Raw genomic sequence first — 16847 nt, 5'->3', positions numbered from 1 at the left:
GGCCCATCGCGCACAGAACCTAGACTGGAGGGGTGTCTGAAATCACCCCCGATCTCGTGCGCCACCTCGGTGTGCTCGCCCGGATCCAGCTCAGCGACGAGGAGGTCGAGCGTCTCACCGGTCAGCTCGACGTGATCGTCGACAACATCGCGAAGGTGTCGGAGGTCGCCACCCCCGACGTCGTGGCGACCAGTCACCCGATCCCGCTGCAGAACGTGTTCCGCACCGACGTGCCGAGCGACGTGCTGAGCCTGGACGAGGTACTGCAGAACGCCCCGGATGCGGCGGATAACCGCTTCCGCGTGACCGCGATCCTGGGGGAGGAGCAGTGACCGACGACCTCACGCGCCTGAGCGCGTCCGACCTCGCCGCGCGCCTGTCCGCGGGGGAGGTCTCCAGCGTGGAGGCCACGCAGGCGCACCTCGACCGGATCGCCGCCGTCGACGGCGACCTGCACGCCTTCCTGCATGTCAACGCCCGAGCTCTCGACGTAGCCGCCGACATCGACCGCCGTCGCGCGGCCGGCGAGGAGCTCGGCCCGATCGCGGGCGTGCCGCTGGCCATCAAGGACGTGCTGGTCACGACCGACATGCCCTCCACGAGCGGCTCGAAGATCCTCGAGGGGTACCTCTCGCCGTACGATGCGACGGTCGTTGCGCGCTCTCGCGCGGCCGGCCTCGTGCCGCTGGGCAAGACGAACATGGACGAGTTCGCGATGGGGTCCTCCACCGAGCACTCCGCCTACGGTCCGACGCGCAACCCGTGGGACCGCGACCGGATCCCCGGCGGCTCCGGCGGCGGATCGGCGGCGGCGGTGGCCGCGTTCGAGGCGCCGCTGGCCCTCGGCTCCGACACGGGCGGCTCCATCCGCCAACCCGCACACGTCACCGGCACGGTCGGGATGAAGCCGACCTACGGCGGCGTCAGCCGCTACGGCGCCATCGCGCTGGCCTCGAGCCTGGACCAGGTCGGGCCGGTCACGCGCACGGTGCTGGACGCGGGGCTCCTGCACGACGTCATCGCCGGACACGATCCGCATGACGCCACCTCGCTGACCGACGCATGGCCGTCGTTCGCCGACGCCGCGCGCGACGGCGCCACCGGGGAGGTCCTGAAGGGACTGAAGGTCGGTGTCATCCGCGAACTCCCCGACAGCGGCTTCCAGGCGGGCGTGGCGTCGTCGTTCCGCGATGCGCTCGCGGCGATGGAGGCCCAGGGTGCCGAGATCGTCGAGGTCAACGCGCCGCACTTCGAGTACGGCGTCGCGGCGTACTACCTGATCCTCCCGGCGGAGGCCTCCAGCAACCTGGCGAAGTTCGACTCGGTGCGGTTCGGGATGCGGGTCACCCCGCACGCCGCTGCCACCGTGGAGGAGGTCATGGCCGCCACCCGCGACGCGGGCTTCGGCGACGAGGTCAAGCGCCGCATCATCCTGGGCACCTACGCGCTGTCGGCCGGATACTACGACGCGTACTACGGCAGCGCCCAGAAGGTGCGCACCCTCATCCAGGCCGACTTCGACGCCGCCTTCGCGCAGGTGGACGTCATCGCGACGCCCTCGGCGCCGACGACGGCCTTCCGCTTCGGCGAGAAGATCGATGACCCGCTGCAGATGTACCTCAACGACGTCACGACCATCCCGGCGAACCTCGCCGGTGTGCCGGGGATCTCGATCCCCTCCGGCCTGGCCGCGGAGGACGGGCTGCCCGTCGGCATCCAGTTCCTCGCTCCGGCGCGGGAGGATGCCCGCCTGTACCGCGTGGGCGCCGCTCTGGAGACGCTGCTCGTGGAGGAGTGGGGCGGTCCGCTGCTGGACCGCGCACCTGCCCTTCCACAAGCTCAGGGACCGAACGGAGGGAGCCGCTGATGGCGAAAGACACGCTGATGGGCTTCGATGAGGCACTGGAGCTGTTCGAGCCCGTGCTCGGCTTCGAGGTGCACGTCGAACTGAACACGCGCACGAAGATGTTCTCCGGAGCGCCGAACCCCGCCCACTCCGACAACCACGACGCCGCTCCCAACACCCTCGTCGCACCGGTGGACATGGGACTCCCCGGTGCGCTGCCGGTGGTCAACGAGCAGGCGGTGCGGTTCTCGATCTCGCTCGGGCTCGCGCTGGGATGCTCGATCGCTCCCTCCAGCCGCTTCGCGCGGAAGAACTACTTCTATCCCGACCTCGGCAAGAACTACCAGATCTCGCAGTACGACGAGCCCATCGCCTTCGAGGGCTCCGTCGAAGTGGAGCTGCCCGACGGCACCCTCGTGACCGTGCCGATCGAGCGCGCCCATATGGAGGAGGATGCGGGCAAGCTGACCCACGTGGGCGGCTCGACCGGTCGGATCCAGGGCGCGGAGTACTCCCTCGTGGACTACAACCGTGCGGGTGTGCCGCTCGTGGAGATCGTCACCAAGCCGATCTTCGGCGCCGAGCACTCGGCCCCGGAACTGGCGAAGGCGTACGTGCAGACCATCCGCGACATCGTCCTGTCCCTCGGCATCTCCGAGGCCCGGCTGGAGAGGGGAAACCTGCGCTGCGACGCGAACGTCTCCCTGCGTCCGCGCGGGCAGGAGAAGCTCGGCACGCGCACGGAGACGAAGAACGTCAACTCGATGCGATCGGTCGAGCGCGCGGTGCGGTACGAGATCCAGCGCCAGGCGGCGATCCTCGCCGCCGGAGGCACGATCATCCAGGAGACCCGTCACTGGCACGAGGACACCGGCACCACGTCGCCCGGCCGGCCCAAGTCGGACGCCGATGACTACCGGTACTTCCCCGAGCCCGACCTGCTTCCCGTCGCTCCTTCCGAGGAGCTCATCGAAGAACTCCGCGCGGCCCTGCCCGAGCCGCCGGCCGCCCGCCGCCGCCGCTTGCAGGGCGAGTGGGGCTTCGCCGACATCGACTTCCAGGGCGTCGTCAACGCGGGCCTGCTCGCGGAGGTCGGTGCCACGGTGGCTGCCGGCGCGTCGCCCGCCGCGGCGCGCAAGTGGTGGATGAGTGAGATCAGCCGCATCGCGAACGCCCAGAACCGTGAGGCGACCGACCTCGTCTCGCCGGAGAACGTCGCCGCCCTCCAGAAGCTCGTCGACGCGGGCACGCTGACCGACAAGCTCGCCCGCCAGGTGCTCGAGGGCGTCATCGCCGGGGAGGGCACCCCGCAGGAGGTCGTGGATGCGCGCGGCCTTGCGGTCGTGTCCGACGACGGCGCGCTCCTGGCAGCCATCGACGAGGCCCTGGCAGCCCAGCCCGACGTGCTGGCGAAGATCCGCGACGGCAAGGTTCAGGCAGCCGGGGCCGTGATCGGCGCGGTCATGAAGGCCATGCGGGGCCAGGCGGACGCGGCGCGCGTGCGCGAACTCGTCCTCGAGCGCGCCGCCGAGTAAGCCGAATCAGGCGAAACGCCCGAATCAGGAGCATCCGGAGTCGCCGGGTCCTGGTCCGGGCGTTTTCGTCGTGGGGCCGTCGCTGGATGTCGGCGCTCCACGGGAGAATAGATCACATGGGACGCGGCGATGGATCGGGGCGCATCGTCTCCGCCGCGGGTGCCGACGACACCGGCGCGGGGATCCTGCACGTCGACATGGATGCGTTCTACGCGTCGGTCGAGATCCTCGACGATCCGTCGCTGCGCGGCAAGCCGATCATCGTCGGAGCCCCGGAGGGACGCGGCGTCGTCTCCAGCGCCTCGTACGAAGCCCGACGGTTCGGCGTCCGCTCGGCGATGCCGGTCTCGCAGGCCCTGCGGCTCTGTCCCACCGCCACCGTCGTTCCGCCGCACTTCGATCGGTACACCGAGCTGTCCAGCCGCGTGATGGCCATCTTCCGCGACTTCACCCCGCTCGTGGAGCCCCTCTCCATCGACGAGGCGTTCCTCGACGTGCGCGGTGCCCGCCGGCTGTGGGGGAGTCCCGGGGAGATCGCGCGGATGCTGCGCGCCCGGGTCCTCGAGGAGACCGGGCTCACCTGCAGCGTGGGAGCGGCGTCCACCAAGCACGTGGCGAAGATCGCCTCCACCATCAGCAAGCCCGACGGCGTCCTCATCATCGCCGAAGCCGATACGCAGGCGTTCCTGGCCGCGCGGCCCGTGCGGGCACTCTGGGGGGTGGGCCCCAAGGCGGCCGATGCTCTCGAGTCGCGGGGCATCCGGACGGTGGCCGACGTCCTGGCCTCCTCGCGCCCGCTCCTGGACCGGGCCCTCGGCCCCGCGATGGGGGAGCGGGTGTGGCAGCTTTCCCACGGGATCGACGCGCGTGAGGTGCACACCGAACGCGTCGAGAAGAGCATCGGCCACGAGGAGACGTTCTCCGAGGACATCGCCGACACGCGCGTCCTGCATGTGGAGCTCCGCCGGCTGGCCGACCGTGTGGGCGCTCGGCTTCGACGCCACGGCGTGGAGACCTCGACGGTGGCGATCAAGGTGCGGTTCTCCGATTTCACGACGCTGAGCCGATCGCGCACCCTCGCCGAGCCGACCGCTGTCGGGCAACGCATCGGCGAGGCTGCGATCGAGATGTTCGATGCGATCCCGCGCCCGCTGCCGGTCCGGCTGGTAGGCGTGCGGGGAGAGAAGCTGCGCTCGGCCGCCGGTCCGCTCGGCCTGTGGGATGACGACGAGGAATGGCGGGCCGTCGAAGACGCGCTCGACGACGCGACGGCGCGCTTCGGCCGCGGCGCGGTCACCCGCGCAGCCCTGCTCGGCCCGCGTCGTGACGGCGGCTCCCTGCCGTCGCATCCCCTCCCGCCCGGCGGAGACTGACGCTGGGCAGACGGTTCGTCGGGCGGTACGGTGGAGGCATGCCCAACATCGCACTCGACCTCGGCAACCAGGCCGCACAGTTCGGCGTCACCGCCGCGTACGGAGAGCAGCAGGACGTCGATGGCGTGCGGCTCGTGCCCGTAGCCCTCACGTGGAGCGGGTTCGGCGGCGGCGAGGACGAGAACGGCAACGGCGGAGGCGGCGGCGGCGGCTACACCGTGCCCATCGGCGCGTACGTCCGCCGTGGCGACGACCTGCGCTTCGAGCCGAACGTCGTATCGTTCCTCGCGGTGGCGATCCCCTTCGTGTGGGTCGCCGGCCGCGCGCTCAGCCGTGTCATCCGGGCTCTCAAGAAGTAACCCCGACCCGTTCGCACGCGCCCTGGACACCGCGGTCGACGCGGTCGTCGACGCTGTGCGCGGCGTCGCAGCCGCCAACGCGGTGGTGCTCATCGACGGGCGGAGCGGCGCGGGCAAGACGTCGCTGGCCCGCCTTCTGGTGGGCCGCTGGCCGCAGCGCGGCCGTGTGCAACTCGTCGCCCTGGACGCCGTCTACCCCGGCTGGGACGGGCTCGCCGACGGGGTCGACTACGCCCGCACCACCATCCTGGTCCCGCACGCGAGGGGCCTCATCGGGGTGTGGCAACGCTGGGACTGGGACGCCTCGGACCGCGCCGAAGCGCACGCGGTCGACCCGTCACTGCCGCTCATCGTGGAAGGCTCGGGGCTGCTCGCCCCACGTACCGCCCCCCTGGGCGACGTTCGGGTCTGGCTGGACGCACCCGCCGACGCGCGCCGCACGCGAGCGCTGGCACGCGATGGGGATGGCTACCGGCCGCACTGGGAGCGGTGGGCCGCGCAGGAGGACGTGCATCTGACGGCCGACGACCCGAAGTCGCACGCCACTGTGACCATCAGACTGCCCTGACCGCCCGCGACCGCGCGCTAGACGAGGGCGTGCTCGTGGACGGCGGACTCGAGCGTCGAGCCGTTCAGGTCCAGGTAGATCCGGCGCTCTGTGATGGACAACGTCATGGTGTTGCGACGCTCGAGGAGGGCCGCGGCAGCATCCACGAAGCTCGGATCGAAGCTGTAGAGCGCGATGTCTTCGGCGCGATGGATGCGTTTGCCGGTCCACTGCGCGGCGACGGTGGTGGGATCGCGATGCGTGTACACACGGGTACGGTCGGCGAGCTTGCTTCCGTAGTGCAGGCGCGCGGCGTCCGGGGACCCCACCTCGACCCACGCGATGATGCTCCCCGTCGCGTCGCGGACGAGCACGGCGGGCTCGTCCGTCGAGGAGATGCCCTCACTGAAGGCGATTCCGTCCTCGAATTCGAGGCAGTACGCCAGCACGCGCGTCATCATGTAGGCGGCGGTCTCGGAGGGGTGACGCGCCACCCGGAGTGCGAAGTCCTCGTAAACGGCGCGGTCCACGTCGGCCAGCTGTACCGAGAAGGTGTGCATTGTCGCGCCGGTGGCCATAACGATCGAGCTTACGCGCGGGTGCCAGCGGGCCCTATTCCGGGTGCGCGGGCCTCAGTCCGCGTCGAGCGCCATCACGAGACCGTCCAGGCGGGAGCCGAGCCAGTCGTACAACAGCGACCGGGGGTCGTCGCTCGGGTCGTCGTCCTCGTCCTCGATACCCATGCGGGAGGCGAGGACGAGCCGTACGGCCGCGAGGGTGCGCAGCCACGCAGAAGCCTCGCCGGAATCGAGGGTGACCCGCACGGGCTGCATCGCGCGTCGTTCGTCCAGGTCGGACACGAGTGGGATCGGGCCGGACTGCGCGAGCGTGTCGAGAACCGTCCGCGCGTCGCTCGCACGGCGCCCCAGCAGATCACCCGAGGTCAGCCGACGGAAATCTGCGGACGACGATGCGTCGTCGGGGTACGCGTCGGGGACGAGGCGGGCCACCGCAGGATCTTCGGATGCCGCGCCCTCGCCCTCGTCGACGAGCTCGAGGAACTGACCCGTCACCGCCGCGAGATGGGCGACCTCCACCGCGGTCAGATCGAGCACGAGCAGCCGGTTGCCGTTCATTCCGGCGCCTTTCGAACGGTGGCCCACAGGCCGTAATCGTGCATGGCGGAGGTGTGCAGTTCCATCTGCTCGCGTGCACCCTCTGCCACGATGGCGTGCCCTTCGTGGTGAACGGCCAGCATCAGGCGGGTCGCTTCGGCCACGGAGTACCCGAAGTACTCACGGAAGACATGCACGACGTAACTCATCAGGTTGACCGGGTCATTCCAGACGACGGTCTGCCACGGCCGGTCGCCTGCGGAGGCCTCGTCCAGCCGGAGGTCGTCCTCGAGGAGCGTGCTGGTCATGCCCAGCCCAGCTGGTGCAGTCGAGCATCGTCGATGCCGTAGAAGTGGGCGATCTCGTGGACGAGCGTCGTATGGATCTCGTCCCGTAGGTCCTCGAGCGAGGCGCACGCGGCGAGGTGCGACTCCCGGTAGAGGATGATGCGGTCGGGAAGCTCCCCGGCGCTGCCGTAACGGTCGCGCTCGGTCAGCGACCAGCCGTCGTAGAGGCCGAGCAGATCGAGAGAGCCGTCCTCGGGCCGGTCTTCCACGACGAATACGACGTTGTCGAGTCCTCCGACCATGTCGTCCGGAAGACGGTCGAGTTCGTCGATGACGATCCGCTCGAACCGTTCGGCATCCATGTCCCCGAGGCCGCCCGCCTGATCGGAGAGGTCGGTCATCGCCCCTCGCGGGAGGTATTGGGGTGAGTAACGGGGCTCGAACCCGCGACATCGGCCACCACAAGGCCGCGCTCTACCAACTGAGCTATACCCACCATGCGCTCCGCGGCTGCGGAACAACCAGAATATTCTCTCATACCGAGAAGGGGTACGCCGACACCGCTGCTGCCGCCGCGGCGCGCGCGCCGTCGCTCGTCGGTCCGGGCTCCGGAACGAAGACCGCGGTGCGGTAGTACGCCAGCTCACGGATGGACTCGTGGATGTCGGCGAGGGCGCGGTGACCGCCGTTCTTGGCCGGTGCGTGGATGTACGCACGCGGGAACCAGCGGCGGGACAGCTCCTTGACGCTCGACACGTCGACGTTGCGGTAGTGCAGCCAGCGGTCGACCCGCGGCATGTACTTGGCCAGGAACATCCGATCGGTGCCGATGGTGTTGCCCGCCAGCGGTGCCTTTCCCTCCACGGGCACGAATCGCTGGATGTACTCGAGTGCCTGGAATTCCGCATCCGCCAGGGAAACCCCTGCCGGGATCTCCTCGAGAAGCCCCGACGAGCGGTGCATGTTGGTGACGAACTCACTCATGTTCGCCAGCGCGGACTCGTCCGGTTTGATCACGATCTGGAACCCCGGGTCGAGCACGGTCAGTTCGAAATCTGTCACCACGACGGCGATCTCGACGAGTTCGTCGACGGAGAGGTCGAGTCCCGTCATCTCGCAGTCGATCCACACGAGGCGGTCATTCTCGGAAGGCCCCACCATGACAACCATCCTAACGATGGCCGCCGACCGGGGTGCGCAGCGTCCCCCAGGCACGATTCGAACGTGCGACAAACGGATTAGAAGGCCGCTGCTCTATCCACTGAGCTACTGGGGGTCGGCTCCCCAGGTTACCGATGCGCGGGCGCGCGTGCACTGGTGCGGCGGTGGGATGCGGCGTACCGTCGCATGCGCACCAGGAAGGAAGCGATGATGACCGAACCGACCACGCGCCGACTGTGGGTGGCGTACGGACCGGCCGGTGCCGTCGGCAAGATCCAGAAGGACGCCGACTCCTTCACCGTCCAGATGGCCGGGAAGGATGCCCCGTTGGGCACATACCCGTCGATGGACATCGCCAAGCGGGCGCTGCAGTCGCATCTCAAGCCCGGCGCCGAGCCGCCCGAGTACCGCGAGCACTGACCCCGGTCGGTCCCGCCACCTGCAGACCGGCCTCAGCGGTGCGCGATCGTCGGCGTCTGCAGTGCCGGACACGTCCCGTGGGTAGGCGTGCGGATGTCGAACAGCGGCAGGGCCATATGCACCAGCGGTCCGATGCTGAGCGCGAACACCACGGTGCCGATCCCGACGGTGCCGCCCAGCGACCAGCCGAGCACCAGGACGGTTCCCTCGACCGAGAGGCGGCAGAGCCAGATCGGCGCGCCGAACCGCGAGTGAAGGCCGGTCATCAGGCCGTCGCGTGGTCCGGGTCCGAAGTGGGCGCCGATGTACAGGCCCGACGCGACCGCGACGGACACCACACCCGCGGCGAGCATCGAGACGCGCCCGAGGGTGCTGCCCGGCGGGGGGATGAGGCCCAGGGTGATCTGCATGGCCGTGCCCACGAGGGCGATGTTCGTGATGGTGCCGATGCCCGGGTGCTGGCGCAGAGGGATCCAGACGAGGAGCACGACCGCGCCGAGGAGATTCGTGACCCAGCCCACGCCGATCCCGGAGTGCAACGACAGCCCCTCGGCCAGAACCGTCCACGGATCGACGCCGAGGCCGGCCGCAACCGTGAGGCCGCAGCCGAATCCGTACAGCGCGAGGCCGATCAGGAGTTGCGTCACGCGACGGGGCATACCAAGATCCAATCACCTCAGTGGCCCGCGGATAGCAGGCCAATTCGGCTAGCCTGGCCTGATGGATTCTCGTCTTTCGGCCCGCGCCCTGGCCGCCGCCCTCGGCGGATGGCGCAGCAGCGAGCCAGCCTACGAAGCGCTGGCGGACGCCGTGCGTCTGCTCTGCCTGGACAATCGGCTGGCCGCGCACACCGCACTGCCGGCGGAGCGGGAACTGGCCGCCGCGCTCGGTGTCAGCCGGACGACGGTGGCAGCGGCGTACCGCAGCCTCCGTGACAGCGAACACATCCGCAGCCTCCGGGGATCGGGCAGCGTCACGCTCCCACTCGCGCGGCGCGACCCGGGGATCCGCGCGGGGGTGGCCGACGCGATCGACCTCCAGCGGGCGTCGCCGCCGGCATGGCCGGGGCTCGCCGGAGTGTTCACCGAGGTGGCCGCGAAGGCCGCGAGTCTCGTCGCTCGAGCCGGCTTCGACGTGGTCGGCGGTCTGGCCCTGAGGGAGGCCGTCGCCGCGCGCTACCGGATGCGGGGCATCCCGACCCGCCCGGAGGAGATTCTCATCACCGGCGGCGCCCAGAGCGCGATCCATCTCCTGGCGTCCGTGATGCTCGGCCGGGCCGACCGTGTCCTCATCGAAACGCCGACCTATCCGCACGCCGCCGACGCGTTCCGTCGCGCCGGCGCGCGGCTGGTGGGCGTCCCCGTCACCACCGACGACGGATGGGACCTCGACCGAGCCGAGCAGGCGTTCGCGCGCACGCTCCCGGTGATGGCCTACCTCATGCCGAGATTCCAGAACCCCACGGGCCGGACCATGAGCCCCTCCGAAGCCGCGGTGTTCTCCGCCGCGGCGGAGCGGGCAGGCACGCTCGTGGTCATCGACGAGACCACTGCCGACCTCGCCATCGACGCGGATCCCGACCGTACCGAGCCATTCGGAGGTGACGAGACCGTCGTGCGGATCGGGTCGATGGGCAAGACGGTGTGGGGCGGGCTGCGCGTGGGATGGGTGCGGGCCTCGGCCGACATCATCCGTCGCCTGATCGCCGCTCGCCCGATGCACGACCTCGGCACGCCGGAATTCGAGCAGGCCGTGGCCGCAGCGCTCCTTCCGCGGATGGACGAAGTCGTGGCGCAACGGGCGGCGCACTTGCGCGCCGGGCGTGACGCGGTGACGGACGCACTGGCCGAGATCTTGCCCGATTGGCGCGTTCCCACGGTCAACGGCGGAGTGGCGCTGTGGGTGGAGTTGGATGCGCCGCTCAGCTCCGCGCTCGTCCTCGCGGCCCGATCGCGCGGCCTGTACCTGTCGGCCGGTGCTCGCTTCGCTGTCGAAGGCGGTCACGACCGCCATCTGCGCATCCCGTTCACGGGCGCTCCCGACGACCTGGTGCGGGCCGCCCGCATCCTGGGGGAGACGTGGCCGGAGGTGCGCGCCGGGTCTCCGGCTGCGCGCGTCGACCGCCTCGACGCTGTCGTCTGACGGTCAGTTCTGGTAACGGAGGCAGTCCAATGCCTCCTCCGGAGTCCAGAACTCTCCGATCCGCCGGAAAGACCGTGACCCGGCGGAGAACTTCTCAGCGGCATACCGCCATCCGCCGTCGGTCAGCATGCTGTGCACATGGCCGACAACCCGTCCGGAGCGGTCCGTCACCCGCCACCGGCCGCGCGCGACGCGGCTGAGTCGCGCCCACGTCGGTGCCGATAGTTCGGGCGTGTCGGTCCAGATCATGTCTCCACGCTAGGCACCCCCTCCGACATTCCGACGAGGCCGCCCACCGCGGGACGGACGGGACGGGCAACGGTCCAACGCGTAACGTGGAGAAGCGAGTCCGAGGAGGGGCAAATGACCACGTTCGTACTGGCCGGCGGCTGCTTCTGGTGCCTGGATGCCGCGTACCGGACGCTCCGCGGAGTGACCGCTGTCGTGTCGGGCTACACGGGGGGTGACGTGCCTTCTCCCACCTATGAGCAGGTCTGCACTGGCCGCACGGGACATGCGGAGGCGGTGGCGGTCTCCTTCGATCCCGAGGTGGTTCCCTCAGACATCATCCTCGACGCGTTCTTCACGATGCACGACCCTCGCCAGCTCAACCGGCAGGGAGGTGACATCGGCACGCAGTATCGCAGTGCGATGTTCCCCGCTGACCAGGAGCAACGGGTTCTCTTCGAGGCCGCGCGAGACCGCGCCGCGCAGTGGTGGGACGGCGGCGTGGTGACGACGATCGAGCCGCTCGGGGACTTCTACTGGGCCGAGGACAACCACCAGGACTTCTTCGCGAAGAACCCCACGCAGGGCTACTGTCTGGCCGTCGCCCTCCCGAAGGTGAACAAGGTCCGCGCGAGGTTCGCCGACTACATCCTCCCGGGCTGACCTTCCTCCCCAGGCGGGTCCTCCGGCGAATTCTCCCCAGCAGCGCACGAGGCTGTCCCGGCGAGAAGACGGCGCCGCGACGATGGTCGCAGCTCCGGTGTCCGACGGGCACGCGGACACCGGAGCATCCGACGAAAGGATGCGACATGACCGAAATCATCACCGTCACCGGCAACATCGCCACCGAGCCCGAGCAACGCAACATCTCAGACGGAGTGCGGGTCACTTCGTTCCGGATCGCGTCGCCGCACCGCCGGTACGACAGAAGCTCGGGCAAGTGGGTGGAGCAGTTCACCAACTTCTTCACGGTGTCGGCGTTCCGCGGGCTCGGCGAGCACGCTTACGCGTCTCTTCATTCCGGTGACCGCGTTATCGTGACGGGCCGGCTGCGCCTGCGCGACTGGGACAACGGCACGCGCCACGGGACCTCAGCCGATATCGACGCCGACGCCATCGGACACGACCTGCTGTGGGGCACGACGGCATACAGCCGAGCGGATGCGGGCGACCGGGAACGCGAACGGCCCTCGGAGGAGCAGAATCGCCCGGCCGACGCGCCGGCTCCGGCGGTGACCGACGGCGCAGGGTGGGCTATCCCCGCCGCTTCGCCCGAGCTCGTCGGTGTCGGAGTGGAGGCCGACCGGGCCTCCGGCGGAGGCGACGAGACGCCGTTCTGATCCCCATAGACTCGTCGGGTGGCCAGATCGCTCGCGCACCGGCGTCTGTTTGCTGCTCTCTCCGTCGTGATCGTGGGAGGGGCCGCGACGGGCTGCACGGCGCAAGCGCCGCCCGCGGCCTCACCCGCTCCGGACCCGGTCGTGTCGAGTCCGGCGCCGACACCTGCTGGCCCGACGCTCGTTCCGGAGGGAACCGCTGACGAGAACCTCCCGTACTTCACGGAGATCGTCCGCGAAGTGTGGGCGGGGCCGGAACAGGTTGCCGGCCGCGCCTACGTGGACGCTCTCGCCGCCGCCGGTTTCGACAAGGCGGCCATGCAGGTGACCCCCGACCAGACGACGGTGGGCAACGCCGCCGAGAGCATCCAGTTCTCGGTGCGCTGGGGCGAGGAGTGCCTGATCGGCCAGGTCGGACCGGCCACGGGGGAACCCGTCGCGCTGGTGATGCCGGGGCTCCAGTCGGGCGGCTGCCTGGTGGGCAACACCCGTCCCATCGACTGGTGACGCGGCGGGCCCGCACGCCCGGACCGTAGACTGGACGGGTTATGGCGGAATATATCTACTCGATGGTGCGCGCCCGTAAGGCCGTGGGCGAAAAGCTGATTCTCGACGACGTCACGATGGCGTTCCTTCCCGGTGCCAAGATCGGCATGGTGGGTCCGAACGGCGCGGGCAAGTCGACGATCCTGAAGATCATGGCCGGGATGGACACCCCGTCCAACGGGGAGGCCAAACTCGCACCGGGGTTCTCGGTCGGGATCCTCATGCAGGAGCCGGTGCTCGACGAGACCAAGACGGTGCTGGAGAACATCCAGGAGGGTGTCGCGGTCAAGGCCAAGCTGGACCGCTTCAATGAGATCTCCGGTCTCATGGCCGACCCCGATGCCGACTTCGACACGCTGCTGGCCGAGATGGGCACGCTGCAGGAGGAGATCGACGCCGCGGACGGCTGGGACCTCGACTCGCAGCTCGAGCAGGCCATGGACGCGCTGCGCACCCCTCCCGGTGACGCTGCCGTCGGTCCGCTCTCGGGTGGAGAGAAGCGTCGGGTCGCGCTGGCGAAGCTGCTGTTGCAGAAGCCGGACCTCCTGCTGCTCGATGAGCCCACGAACCACCTCGACGCCGAGAGCGTGCAGTGGCTCGAGCAGCATCTGCAGGCGTACAAGGGCGCCGTCATCGCCGTCACCCACGACCGGTACTTCCTCGACCACGTCGCGGAGTGGATCGCGGAGGTCGACCGGGGCCGGCTCATCGGTTACGAGGGCAACTACTCGACGTACCTGGAAAAGAAGGCCGAGCGTCTCGACGTCCAAGGCAAGAAGGACGCCAAGCTCGCGAAGCGCCTGAAGGACGAGCTCGAGTGGGTGCGCAGCAGCGCGAAGGGGCGTCAGACCAAGTCGAAGGCGCGCCTTGCCCGGTACGAGGAGATGGCCGCCGAGGCAGACCGCACGCGGAAGCTCGACTTCGAGGAGATCCAGATCCCGCCGGGGCCGCGCCTGGGCAGCGTCGTCATCGAGGCGAAGAACCTGAAGAAGGGCTTCGACGGGCGCTCGCTTATCGACGGGCTCAGCTTCAGCCTTCCGCCGAACGGCATCGTGGGTGTGATCGGTCCGAACGGCGTGGGCAAGACCACGCTGTTCAAGACGATCGTCGGTCTCGAACCCCTTGACGGTGGCGATCTGAAGATCGGCGAAACGGTCAAGATCAGCTACGTCGATCAGACGCGCTCCAACATCGACCCGAACAAGTCTCTCTGGGAGGTCGTCTCGGACGGCCTGGACATCATCACCGTGGGCAAGATCGAGATCCCCTCGCGCGCCTACGTCTCCAAGTTCGGGTTCAAGGGGCCCGATCAGCAGAAGAAGGCGGGTGTGCTCTCCGGCGGAGAGCGTAACCGGCTGAACCTCGCCCTCACGCTCAAGGAGGGCGGCAACCTGCTGCTGCTGGACGAGCCGACGAACGACTTGGACGTCGAGACGCTGTCGAGCCTGGAGAACGCGCTGCTGGAGTTCCCGGGTTGCGCCGTGGTCATCACGCACGACCGGTGGTTCCTCGACCGCATTGCAACGCACATCCTCGCGTACGAGGGCACGGAGGAGAACCCCGACAAGTGGTACTGGTTCGAGGGCAACTTCGAGGCGTACGAGACGAACAAGATCGAGCGTCTCGGGCCGGACGCCGCCAACCCGCACCGGTCGACGTATCGCAAGCTCACTCGTGACTGACGGGCCCCGCCTGCACATCCCCATCCATCTGCGGTGGGGCGATCTGGACGCGCTGGGCCACGTCAACAACACGTCGATGCTGAAGCTTCTGGAAGAGGCGCGTCTTCGTGCCTTCTGGCGGGGCGACGGGACGGATGAGCCACTGCCCACGGCGGTGTTCGACATGGACGTGCTCGAGAACGGCGGGGCGCGGGCGACGCTGATCGCCCGCCAGGAGATCGAGTACTACCGGCCGGTGCCCTACGGGCAGCGCCCGCTGGACGTGCAGCTGTGGATCGGCCGCATCGGCGGGTCGAGCGCCGACGTGTGCTTCGAGGTGTTCAGCCCGCTGGGCGTCGAGCCGCCGGTCCTCTACGCGCGAGCGACGGCCGTCGTCGTGATCGTCGACACGGCCTCGGGGCGCCCCATCCGCTGGAACGCCGAAGAGCGCGCCGCGTGGACGCCGTTCCTCGACGAGCCGATCGACCATCGGCGGCGCCGTCAGTCCTGAGGGACGCGGACGGTGATCTCCTGCGCGACGCTGGCCGCCAGCACACCCTCGCGCGTGTAGATCCGCCCGGTGGCGAGGCCCCGTCCACCGCGTGCGCTGGGGGAGTCCTGCACGTAGAGGAGCCACTCGTCCACACGCGCGTCCCGGTGCCACCACATCGCGTGGTCCAGGCTTGCGACCTTCAGGCCAGGACGCGCCCACGAGATGCCGTGGGCGCGCAGGATCGGCTCCTGGATGGTGAGGTCGCTGAGGTAGCCGAGGGCCGCGCGGTGCAGCAGCCGGTCATCGGGCAACCGCCGGCGCGCGCGCATCCACACCGCCTGGTGGGGCGACGCCTCGCCCTCGACCGCGAAGTAGATCGGCGACGGCACATGCCGCAGGTCGACCGGCCGCTCGGTGAAGAGCCTGCGGGTCATGGGATGCTGCGCCTCCGGGCCTAGCGCCGGGTCGGGCAGGTCCTCGGGCGCGGGGACATCGGGCATGGGCTCCTGGTGGTCGACGCCCGGGTTGTCGTCCTGGAACGACGCGATCATGGAGAAGATCGGCACTCCGTCTTGGAAGGCCTGCGTGCGGCGGGTGGAGAACGACCGGCCGTCGTGGATGCGATCCACCGAGAACGTGATGCCGGAGTTCACGTCGCCCGGGCGGAGGAAATACCCGTGCATGGAGTGGATCATGCGTCCGGCGGGGAGCGTTCGGGACGCGGCCACCACGGACTGCGAGAGTACCTGACCGCCGTAGACGCGCCCGCTCGGCATCGCGTGCGATGCGCCGGTGAAGATGTCTTCGGAGGTGCGGGCGCCGGCATCCTTGAGATCCAGCACGTGCAGAAGTGCGCCCACCGGGTCGATCGCGTCCGACACTCGTCCTCCAGACGGGCGGCTGTGCTCCGCCCCTTGATAGTTTAGGGCGGGTGTCTGCGCGCCTTGTTTTCCCCGACCCCGATGCCGCGGCCGACGTGCTCACCTTCGCTGCACGCGCCGCGCCGCTCGGCGATGGGACGGTGCGGCTGCGCGCGGCGGGAGGCACGCTTGTGGTGACCTCCGCCCCGCTGGCGCCGCGTGGGCTTCTGGACGCCACCCCGACCGTGCTCGGGATGCGGGCGATGGCGGTGGACCCCGACCTGGAGTGCGATCTGCTCGTGCCCGCAGATGCCCTGACGATCGCGCTCGACGACAACGCGGCCGTCGCGCTGCCCGAAACCGCGGTCTCGGCCGCGTGGGCGGGCGTTTCGCCCCCGCGGGCCGGGTGGGTCGCGGCCGGCGAGCTCGCAGCATCCACCCTCGCAGCGCGGGCGCAGTGGGGGATGGCCGCGGTCGCTGACGGCGTGCCCGCCGACGCGGGCGAGGACGCGGTGCGCGCCGTGCGCGCTCACGTGTGGGGTCCCCCCGACGAATCGCTCGGCGGTCTTCCCCTCGGCGTGGCCTTCGCCGCCTTCGCGCTCGGGTTCATCGCGGGCGAGGAGAAGGCGGTGGTACGGACGGCGGGACCCTGGACTCGGATCACCCTGGTCCGCGGACACATCCTCGTCCGCGGTCCCATGCGCTCTGGCCTGACCCCCGTGCGTCGCACCGGCTCGCCCTCCTCCGGGACCTAGCCGGACAGCTGTGGGGAGACGTCCGTGGGGCAGGAGATCTAGCCGGGCCGTCGGGGAGGACATCTAGGCCGGGCGGTCAGGTAGGAGATGTGGCCGGGCGGTTGGGGAGGAGATGTGCGTTGGGGAGGGCGCATCCGGCGTATTTGGACCTCCGCAGTGCACATCTCCTCCCGGACGGCTCG

Annotated in this window: 21 protein-coding genes, 2 tRNA genes and 1 pseudogene; 14 read left to right on the top strand and 10 right to left on the bottom strand. The window is 69.7% G+C overall.

Annotation, left to right across the window (positions count from 1 at the left end; all coding sequences use genetic code 11):
- Positions 1 to 32: 32 nt before the first annotated feature.
- From gatC to AC4FS2_RS06865, 6 genes are all read left to right on the top strand, one after another.
- Positions 33 to 332 carry an Asp-tRNA(Asn)/Glu-tRNA(Gln) amidotransferase subunit GatC gene (gene gatC / locus AC4FS2_RS06890; RefSeq protein ID WP_484509068.1) on the top strand — a complete coding sequence of 100 codons (300 nt, stop codon included), beginning with the start codon at positions 33 to 35 and terminating at the stop codon, positions 330 to 332.
- Positions 329 to 1867 carry an Asp-tRNA(Asn)/Glu-tRNA(Gln) amidotransferase subunit GatA gene (gene gatA, locus AC4FS2_RS06885; protein ID WP_491152529.1) on the top strand — a complete coding sequence of 513 codons (1539 nt, stop codon included), beginning with the start codon at positions 329 to 331 and terminating at the stop codon, positions 1865 to 1867. Before gatC ends, gatA begins: the two co-directional genes overlap by 4 nt.
- A complete protein-coding gene (gatB, locus tag AC4FS2_RS06880) occupies positions 1867 to 3381 on the top strand; it encodes an Asp-tRNA(Asn)/Glu-tRNA(Gln) amidotransferase subunit GatB (protein WP_491152531.1) in 1515 nt (504 codons plus the stop codon). Before gatA ends, gatB begins: the two co-directional genes overlap by 1 nt.
- A 116-nt stretch (positions 3382 to 3497) precedes the next feature.
- The gene (locus AC4FS2_RS06875; RefSeq protein ID WP_491152533.1) at positions 3498 to 4754 is read left to right on the top strand and encodes a DNA polymerase IV; all 1257 of its coding nucleotides are present in this window, start codon (positions 3498 to 3500) and stop codon (positions 4752 to 4754) included.
- 38 nt (positions 4755 to 4792) lie between these two features.
- Positions 4793 to 5113 (top strand): hypothetical protein, encoded by a 321-nt coding sequence (locus tag AC4FS2_RS06870; RefSeq protein ID WP_491152536.1) that lies wholly within the window; start codon positions 4793 to 4795, stop codon positions 5111 to 5113.
- A complete protein-coding gene (locus tag AC4FS2_RS06865; protein WP_491152537.1) occupies positions 5088 to 5681 on the top strand; it encodes a nucleoside/nucleotide kinase family protein in 594 nt (197 codons plus the stop codon). Before AC4FS2_RS06870 ends, AC4FS2_RS06865 begins: the two co-directional genes overlap by 26 nt.
- A 17-nt stretch (positions 5682 to 5698) precedes the next feature.
- Here the strand turns inward: AC4FS2_RS06865 and AC4FS2_RS06860 are convergent, their stop codons facing one another.
- From AC4FS2_RS06860 to AC4FS2_RS06830, 7 genes are all read right to left on the bottom strand, one after another.
- Positions 5699 to 6238: a YaeQ family protein gene (locus AC4FS2_RS06860; protein WP_491152539.1), complete on the bottom strand. Its 540-nt coding sequence runs from the start codon at positions 6236 to 6238 to the stop codon at positions 5699 to 5701.
- A 54-nt stretch (positions 6239 to 6292) separates the two neighbouring features.
- Positions 6293 to 6796 carry a DUF2017 family protein gene (locus tag AC4FS2_RS06855; RefSeq protein ID WP_491152541.1) on the bottom strand — a complete coding sequence of 168 codons (504 nt, stop codon included), beginning with the start codon at positions 6794 to 6796 and terminating at the stop codon, positions 6293 to 6295.
- On the bottom strand, positions 6793 to 7083 hold the full coding sequence (gene clpS, locus AC4FS2_RS06850; protein ID WP_491152543.1) for an ATP-dependent Clp protease adapter ClpS: 291 nt from the start codon (positions 7081 to 7083) through the stop codon (positions 6793 to 6795). The genes AC4FS2_RS06855 and clpS overlap by 4 nt, the downstream gene beginning before the upstream one ends.
- Positions 7080 to 7463, bottom strand: a complete 384-nt coding sequence (locus AC4FS2_RS06845; RefSeq protein WP_491152546.1) for a metallopeptidase family protein — start codon at positions 7461 to 7463, stop codon at positions 7080 to 7082. Before AC4FS2_RS06845 ends, clpS begins: the two co-directional genes overlap by 4 nt.
- A 19-nt stretch (positions 7464 to 7482) precedes the next feature.
- Positions 7483 to 7558: transfer RNA gene (locus tag AC4FS2_RS06840), tRNA-His, on the bottom strand.
- A 38-nt stretch (positions 7559 to 7596) separates the two neighbouring features.
- Entirely contained in the window at positions 7597 to 8223 is a 627-nt protein-coding gene (gene orn, locus AC4FS2_RS06835; protein WP_491152547.1) for an oligoribonuclease, read from the bottom strand.
- 42 nt (positions 8224 to 8265) lie between these two features.
- Positions 8266 to 8338 (bottom strand) — tRNA-Arg (locus AC4FS2_RS06830).
- A 95-nt stretch (positions 8339 to 8433) separates the two neighbouring features.
- Between AC4FS2_RS06830 and AC4FS2_RS06825 the strand changes: the two genes are divergently transcribed.
- Positions 8434 to 8643, top strand: a complete 210-nt coding sequence (locus AC4FS2_RS06825; RefSeq protein WP_491152549.1) for a methyltransferase — start codon at positions 8434 to 8436, stop codon at positions 8641 to 8643.
- Between the two features lie 32 nt (positions 8644 to 8675).
- Here the strand turns inward: AC4FS2_RS06825 and yczE are convergent, their stop codons facing one another.
- On the bottom strand, positions 8676 to 9302 hold the full coding sequence (gene yczE / locus AC4FS2_RS06820) for a membrane protein YczE (protein ID WP_491152551.1): 627 nt from the start codon (positions 9300 to 9302) through the stop codon (positions 8676 to 8678).
- 61 nt (positions 9303 to 9363) lie between these two features.
- Here yczE and yczR point away from each other — a divergent pair, with 61 nt between their 5' ends.
- Positions 9364 to 10785, top strand: a complete 1422-nt coding sequence (gene yczR / locus AC4FS2_RS06815; RefSeq protein ID WP_491152552.1) for a MocR-like transcription factor YczR — start codon at positions 9364 to 9366, stop codon at positions 10783 to 10785.
- A gap of 3 nt (positions 10786 to 10788) precedes the next feature.
- Here yczR and AC4FS2_RS06810 read toward each other — a convergent pair whose 3' ends face one another.
- Positions 10789 to 11034, bottom strand: coding sequence for a hypothetical protein (locus AC4FS2_RS06810; RefSeq protein ID WP_491152554.1), 246 nt, complete (start codon positions 11032 to 11034; stop codon positions 10789 to 10791).
- A 114-nt stretch (positions 11035 to 11148) separates the two neighbouring features.
- Here AC4FS2_RS06810 and msrA point away from each other — a divergent pair, with 114 nt between their 5' ends.
- The 5 genes and pseudogenes from msrA (at position 11149) to AC4FS2_RS06785 (ending at position 15068) form a co-directional block, all read left to right on the top strand.
- On the top strand, positions 11149 to 11676 hold the full coding sequence (gene msrA / locus AC4FS2_RS06805; RefSeq protein ID WP_491152555.1) for a peptide-methionine (S)-S-oxide reductase MsrA: 528 nt from the start codon (positions 11149 to 11151) through the stop codon (positions 11674 to 11676).
- A 146-nt stretch (positions 11677 to 11822) separates the two neighbouring features.
- Positions 11823 to 12173 (top strand): annotated as a pseudogene (gene ssb / locus AC4FS2_RS06800) (single-stranded DNA-binding protein); the annotation flags it as partial.
- A gap of 198 nt (positions 12174 to 12371) precedes the next feature.
- Positions 12372 to 12857 carry a DUF6993 domain-containing protein gene (locus AC4FS2_RS06795; protein WP_491152557.1) on the top strand — a complete coding sequence of 162 codons (486 nt, stop codon included), beginning with the start codon at positions 12372 to 12374 and terminating at the stop codon, positions 12855 to 12857.
- A gap of 41 nt (positions 12858 to 12898) precedes the next feature.
- On the top strand, positions 12899 to 14578 hold the full coding sequence (ettA, locus tag AC4FS2_RS06790; protein WP_491152558.1) for an energy-dependent translational throttle protein EttA: 1680 nt from the start codon (positions 12899 to 12901) through the stop codon (positions 14576 to 14578).
- Entirely contained in the window at positions 14571 to 15068 is a 498-nt protein-coding gene (locus tag AC4FS2_RS06785) for an acyl-CoA thioesterase (protein WP_491152560.1), read from the top strand. The genes ettA and AC4FS2_RS06785 overlap by 8 nt, the downstream gene beginning before the upstream one ends.
- On the opposite strand, the gene AC4FS2_RS06780 is transcribed toward AC4FS2_RS06785, so the two are convergent.
- Positions 15059 to 15931 (bottom strand): acyl-CoA thioesterase, encoded by an 873-nt coding sequence (locus tag AC4FS2_RS06780; RefSeq protein WP_491152562.1) that lies wholly within the window; start codon positions 15929 to 15931, stop codon positions 15059 to 15061. The two genes, AC4FS2_RS06785 and AC4FS2_RS06780, sit on opposite strands and share 10 nt — an antisense overlap.
- Before the next feature lie 50 nt (positions 15932 to 15981).
- Between AC4FS2_RS06780 and AC4FS2_RS06775 the strand changes: the two genes are divergently transcribed.
- A complete protein-coding gene (locus AC4FS2_RS06775; protein ID WP_491152564.1) occupies positions 15982 to 16665 on the top strand; it encodes a DUF8185 domain-containing protein in 684 nt (227 codons plus the stop codon).
- Positions 16666 to 16847: the final 182 nt, after the last annotated feature.

The sequence above is a fragment of the Microbacterium sp. Z10_103 genome (assembly GCF_058310455.1).
Note: the sequence above shows the minus strand (reverse complement) of the source record. Positions and strands in the feature narration are given on the sequence as shown.

Excerpts from the sequence above, each read along its gene's own strand:
- AC4FS2_RS06875 (WP_491152533.1), top strand. The coding sequence starts at position 3,498 with ATGGGACGCGGCGATGGATCGGGGCGCATCGTCTCCGCCGCGGGTGCC.
- AC4FS2_RS06855 (WP_491152541.1), bottom strand. The coding sequence starts at position 6,796 with ATGAACGGCAACCGGCTGCTCGTGCTCGATCTGACCGCGGTGGAGGTC.
- msrA (WP_491152555.1), top strand. The coding sequence starts at position 11,149 with ATGACCACGTTCGTACTGGCCGGCGGCTGCTTCTGGTGCCTGGATGCC.
- gatB (WP_491152531.1), top strand. The coding sequence starts at position 1,867 with ATGGCGAAAGACACGCTGATGGGCTTCGATGAGGCACTGGAGCTGTTC.
- AC4FS2_RS06825 (WP_491152549.1), top strand. The coding sequence starts at position 8,434 with ATGACCGAACCGACCACGCGCCGACTGTGGGTGGCGTACGGACCGGCC.
- AC4FS2_RS06810 (WP_491152554.1), bottom strand. The coding sequence starts at position 11,034 with ATGATCTGGACCGACACGCCCGAACTATCGGCACCGACGTGGGCGCGA.
- yczE (WP_491152551.1), bottom strand. The coding sequence starts at position 9,302 with ATGCCCCGTCGCGTGACGCAACTCCTGATCGGCCTCGCGCTGTACGGA.
- clpS (WP_491152543.1), bottom strand. The coding sequence starts at position 7,083 with ATGACCAGCACGCTCCTCGAGGACGACCTCCGGCTGGACGAGGCCTCC.
- AC4FS2_RS06860 (WP_491152539.1), bottom strand. The coding sequence starts at position 6,238 with ATGGCCACCGGCGCGACAATGCACACCTTCTCGGTACAGCTGGCCGAC.
- ettA (WP_491152558.1), top strand. The coding sequence starts at position 12,899 with ATGGCGGAATATATCTACTCGATGGTGCGCGCCCGTAAGGCCGTGGGC.
- yczR (WP_491152552.1), top strand. The coding sequence starts at position 9,364 with ATGGATTCTCGTCTTTCGGCCCGCGCCCTGGCCGCCGCCCTCGGCGGA.
- orn (WP_491152547.1), bottom strand. The coding sequence starts at position 8,223 with ATGGTGGGGCCTTCCGAGAATGACCGCCTCGTGTGGATCGACTGCGAG.
- AC4FS2_RS06870 (WP_491152536.1), top strand. The coding sequence starts at position 4,793 with ATGCCCAACATCGCACTCGACCTCGGCAACCAGGCCGCACAGTTCGGC.
- AC4FS2_RS06845 (WP_491152546.1), bottom strand. The coding sequence starts at position 7,463 with ATGACCGACCTCTCCGATCAGGCGGGCGGCCTCGGGGACATGGATGCC.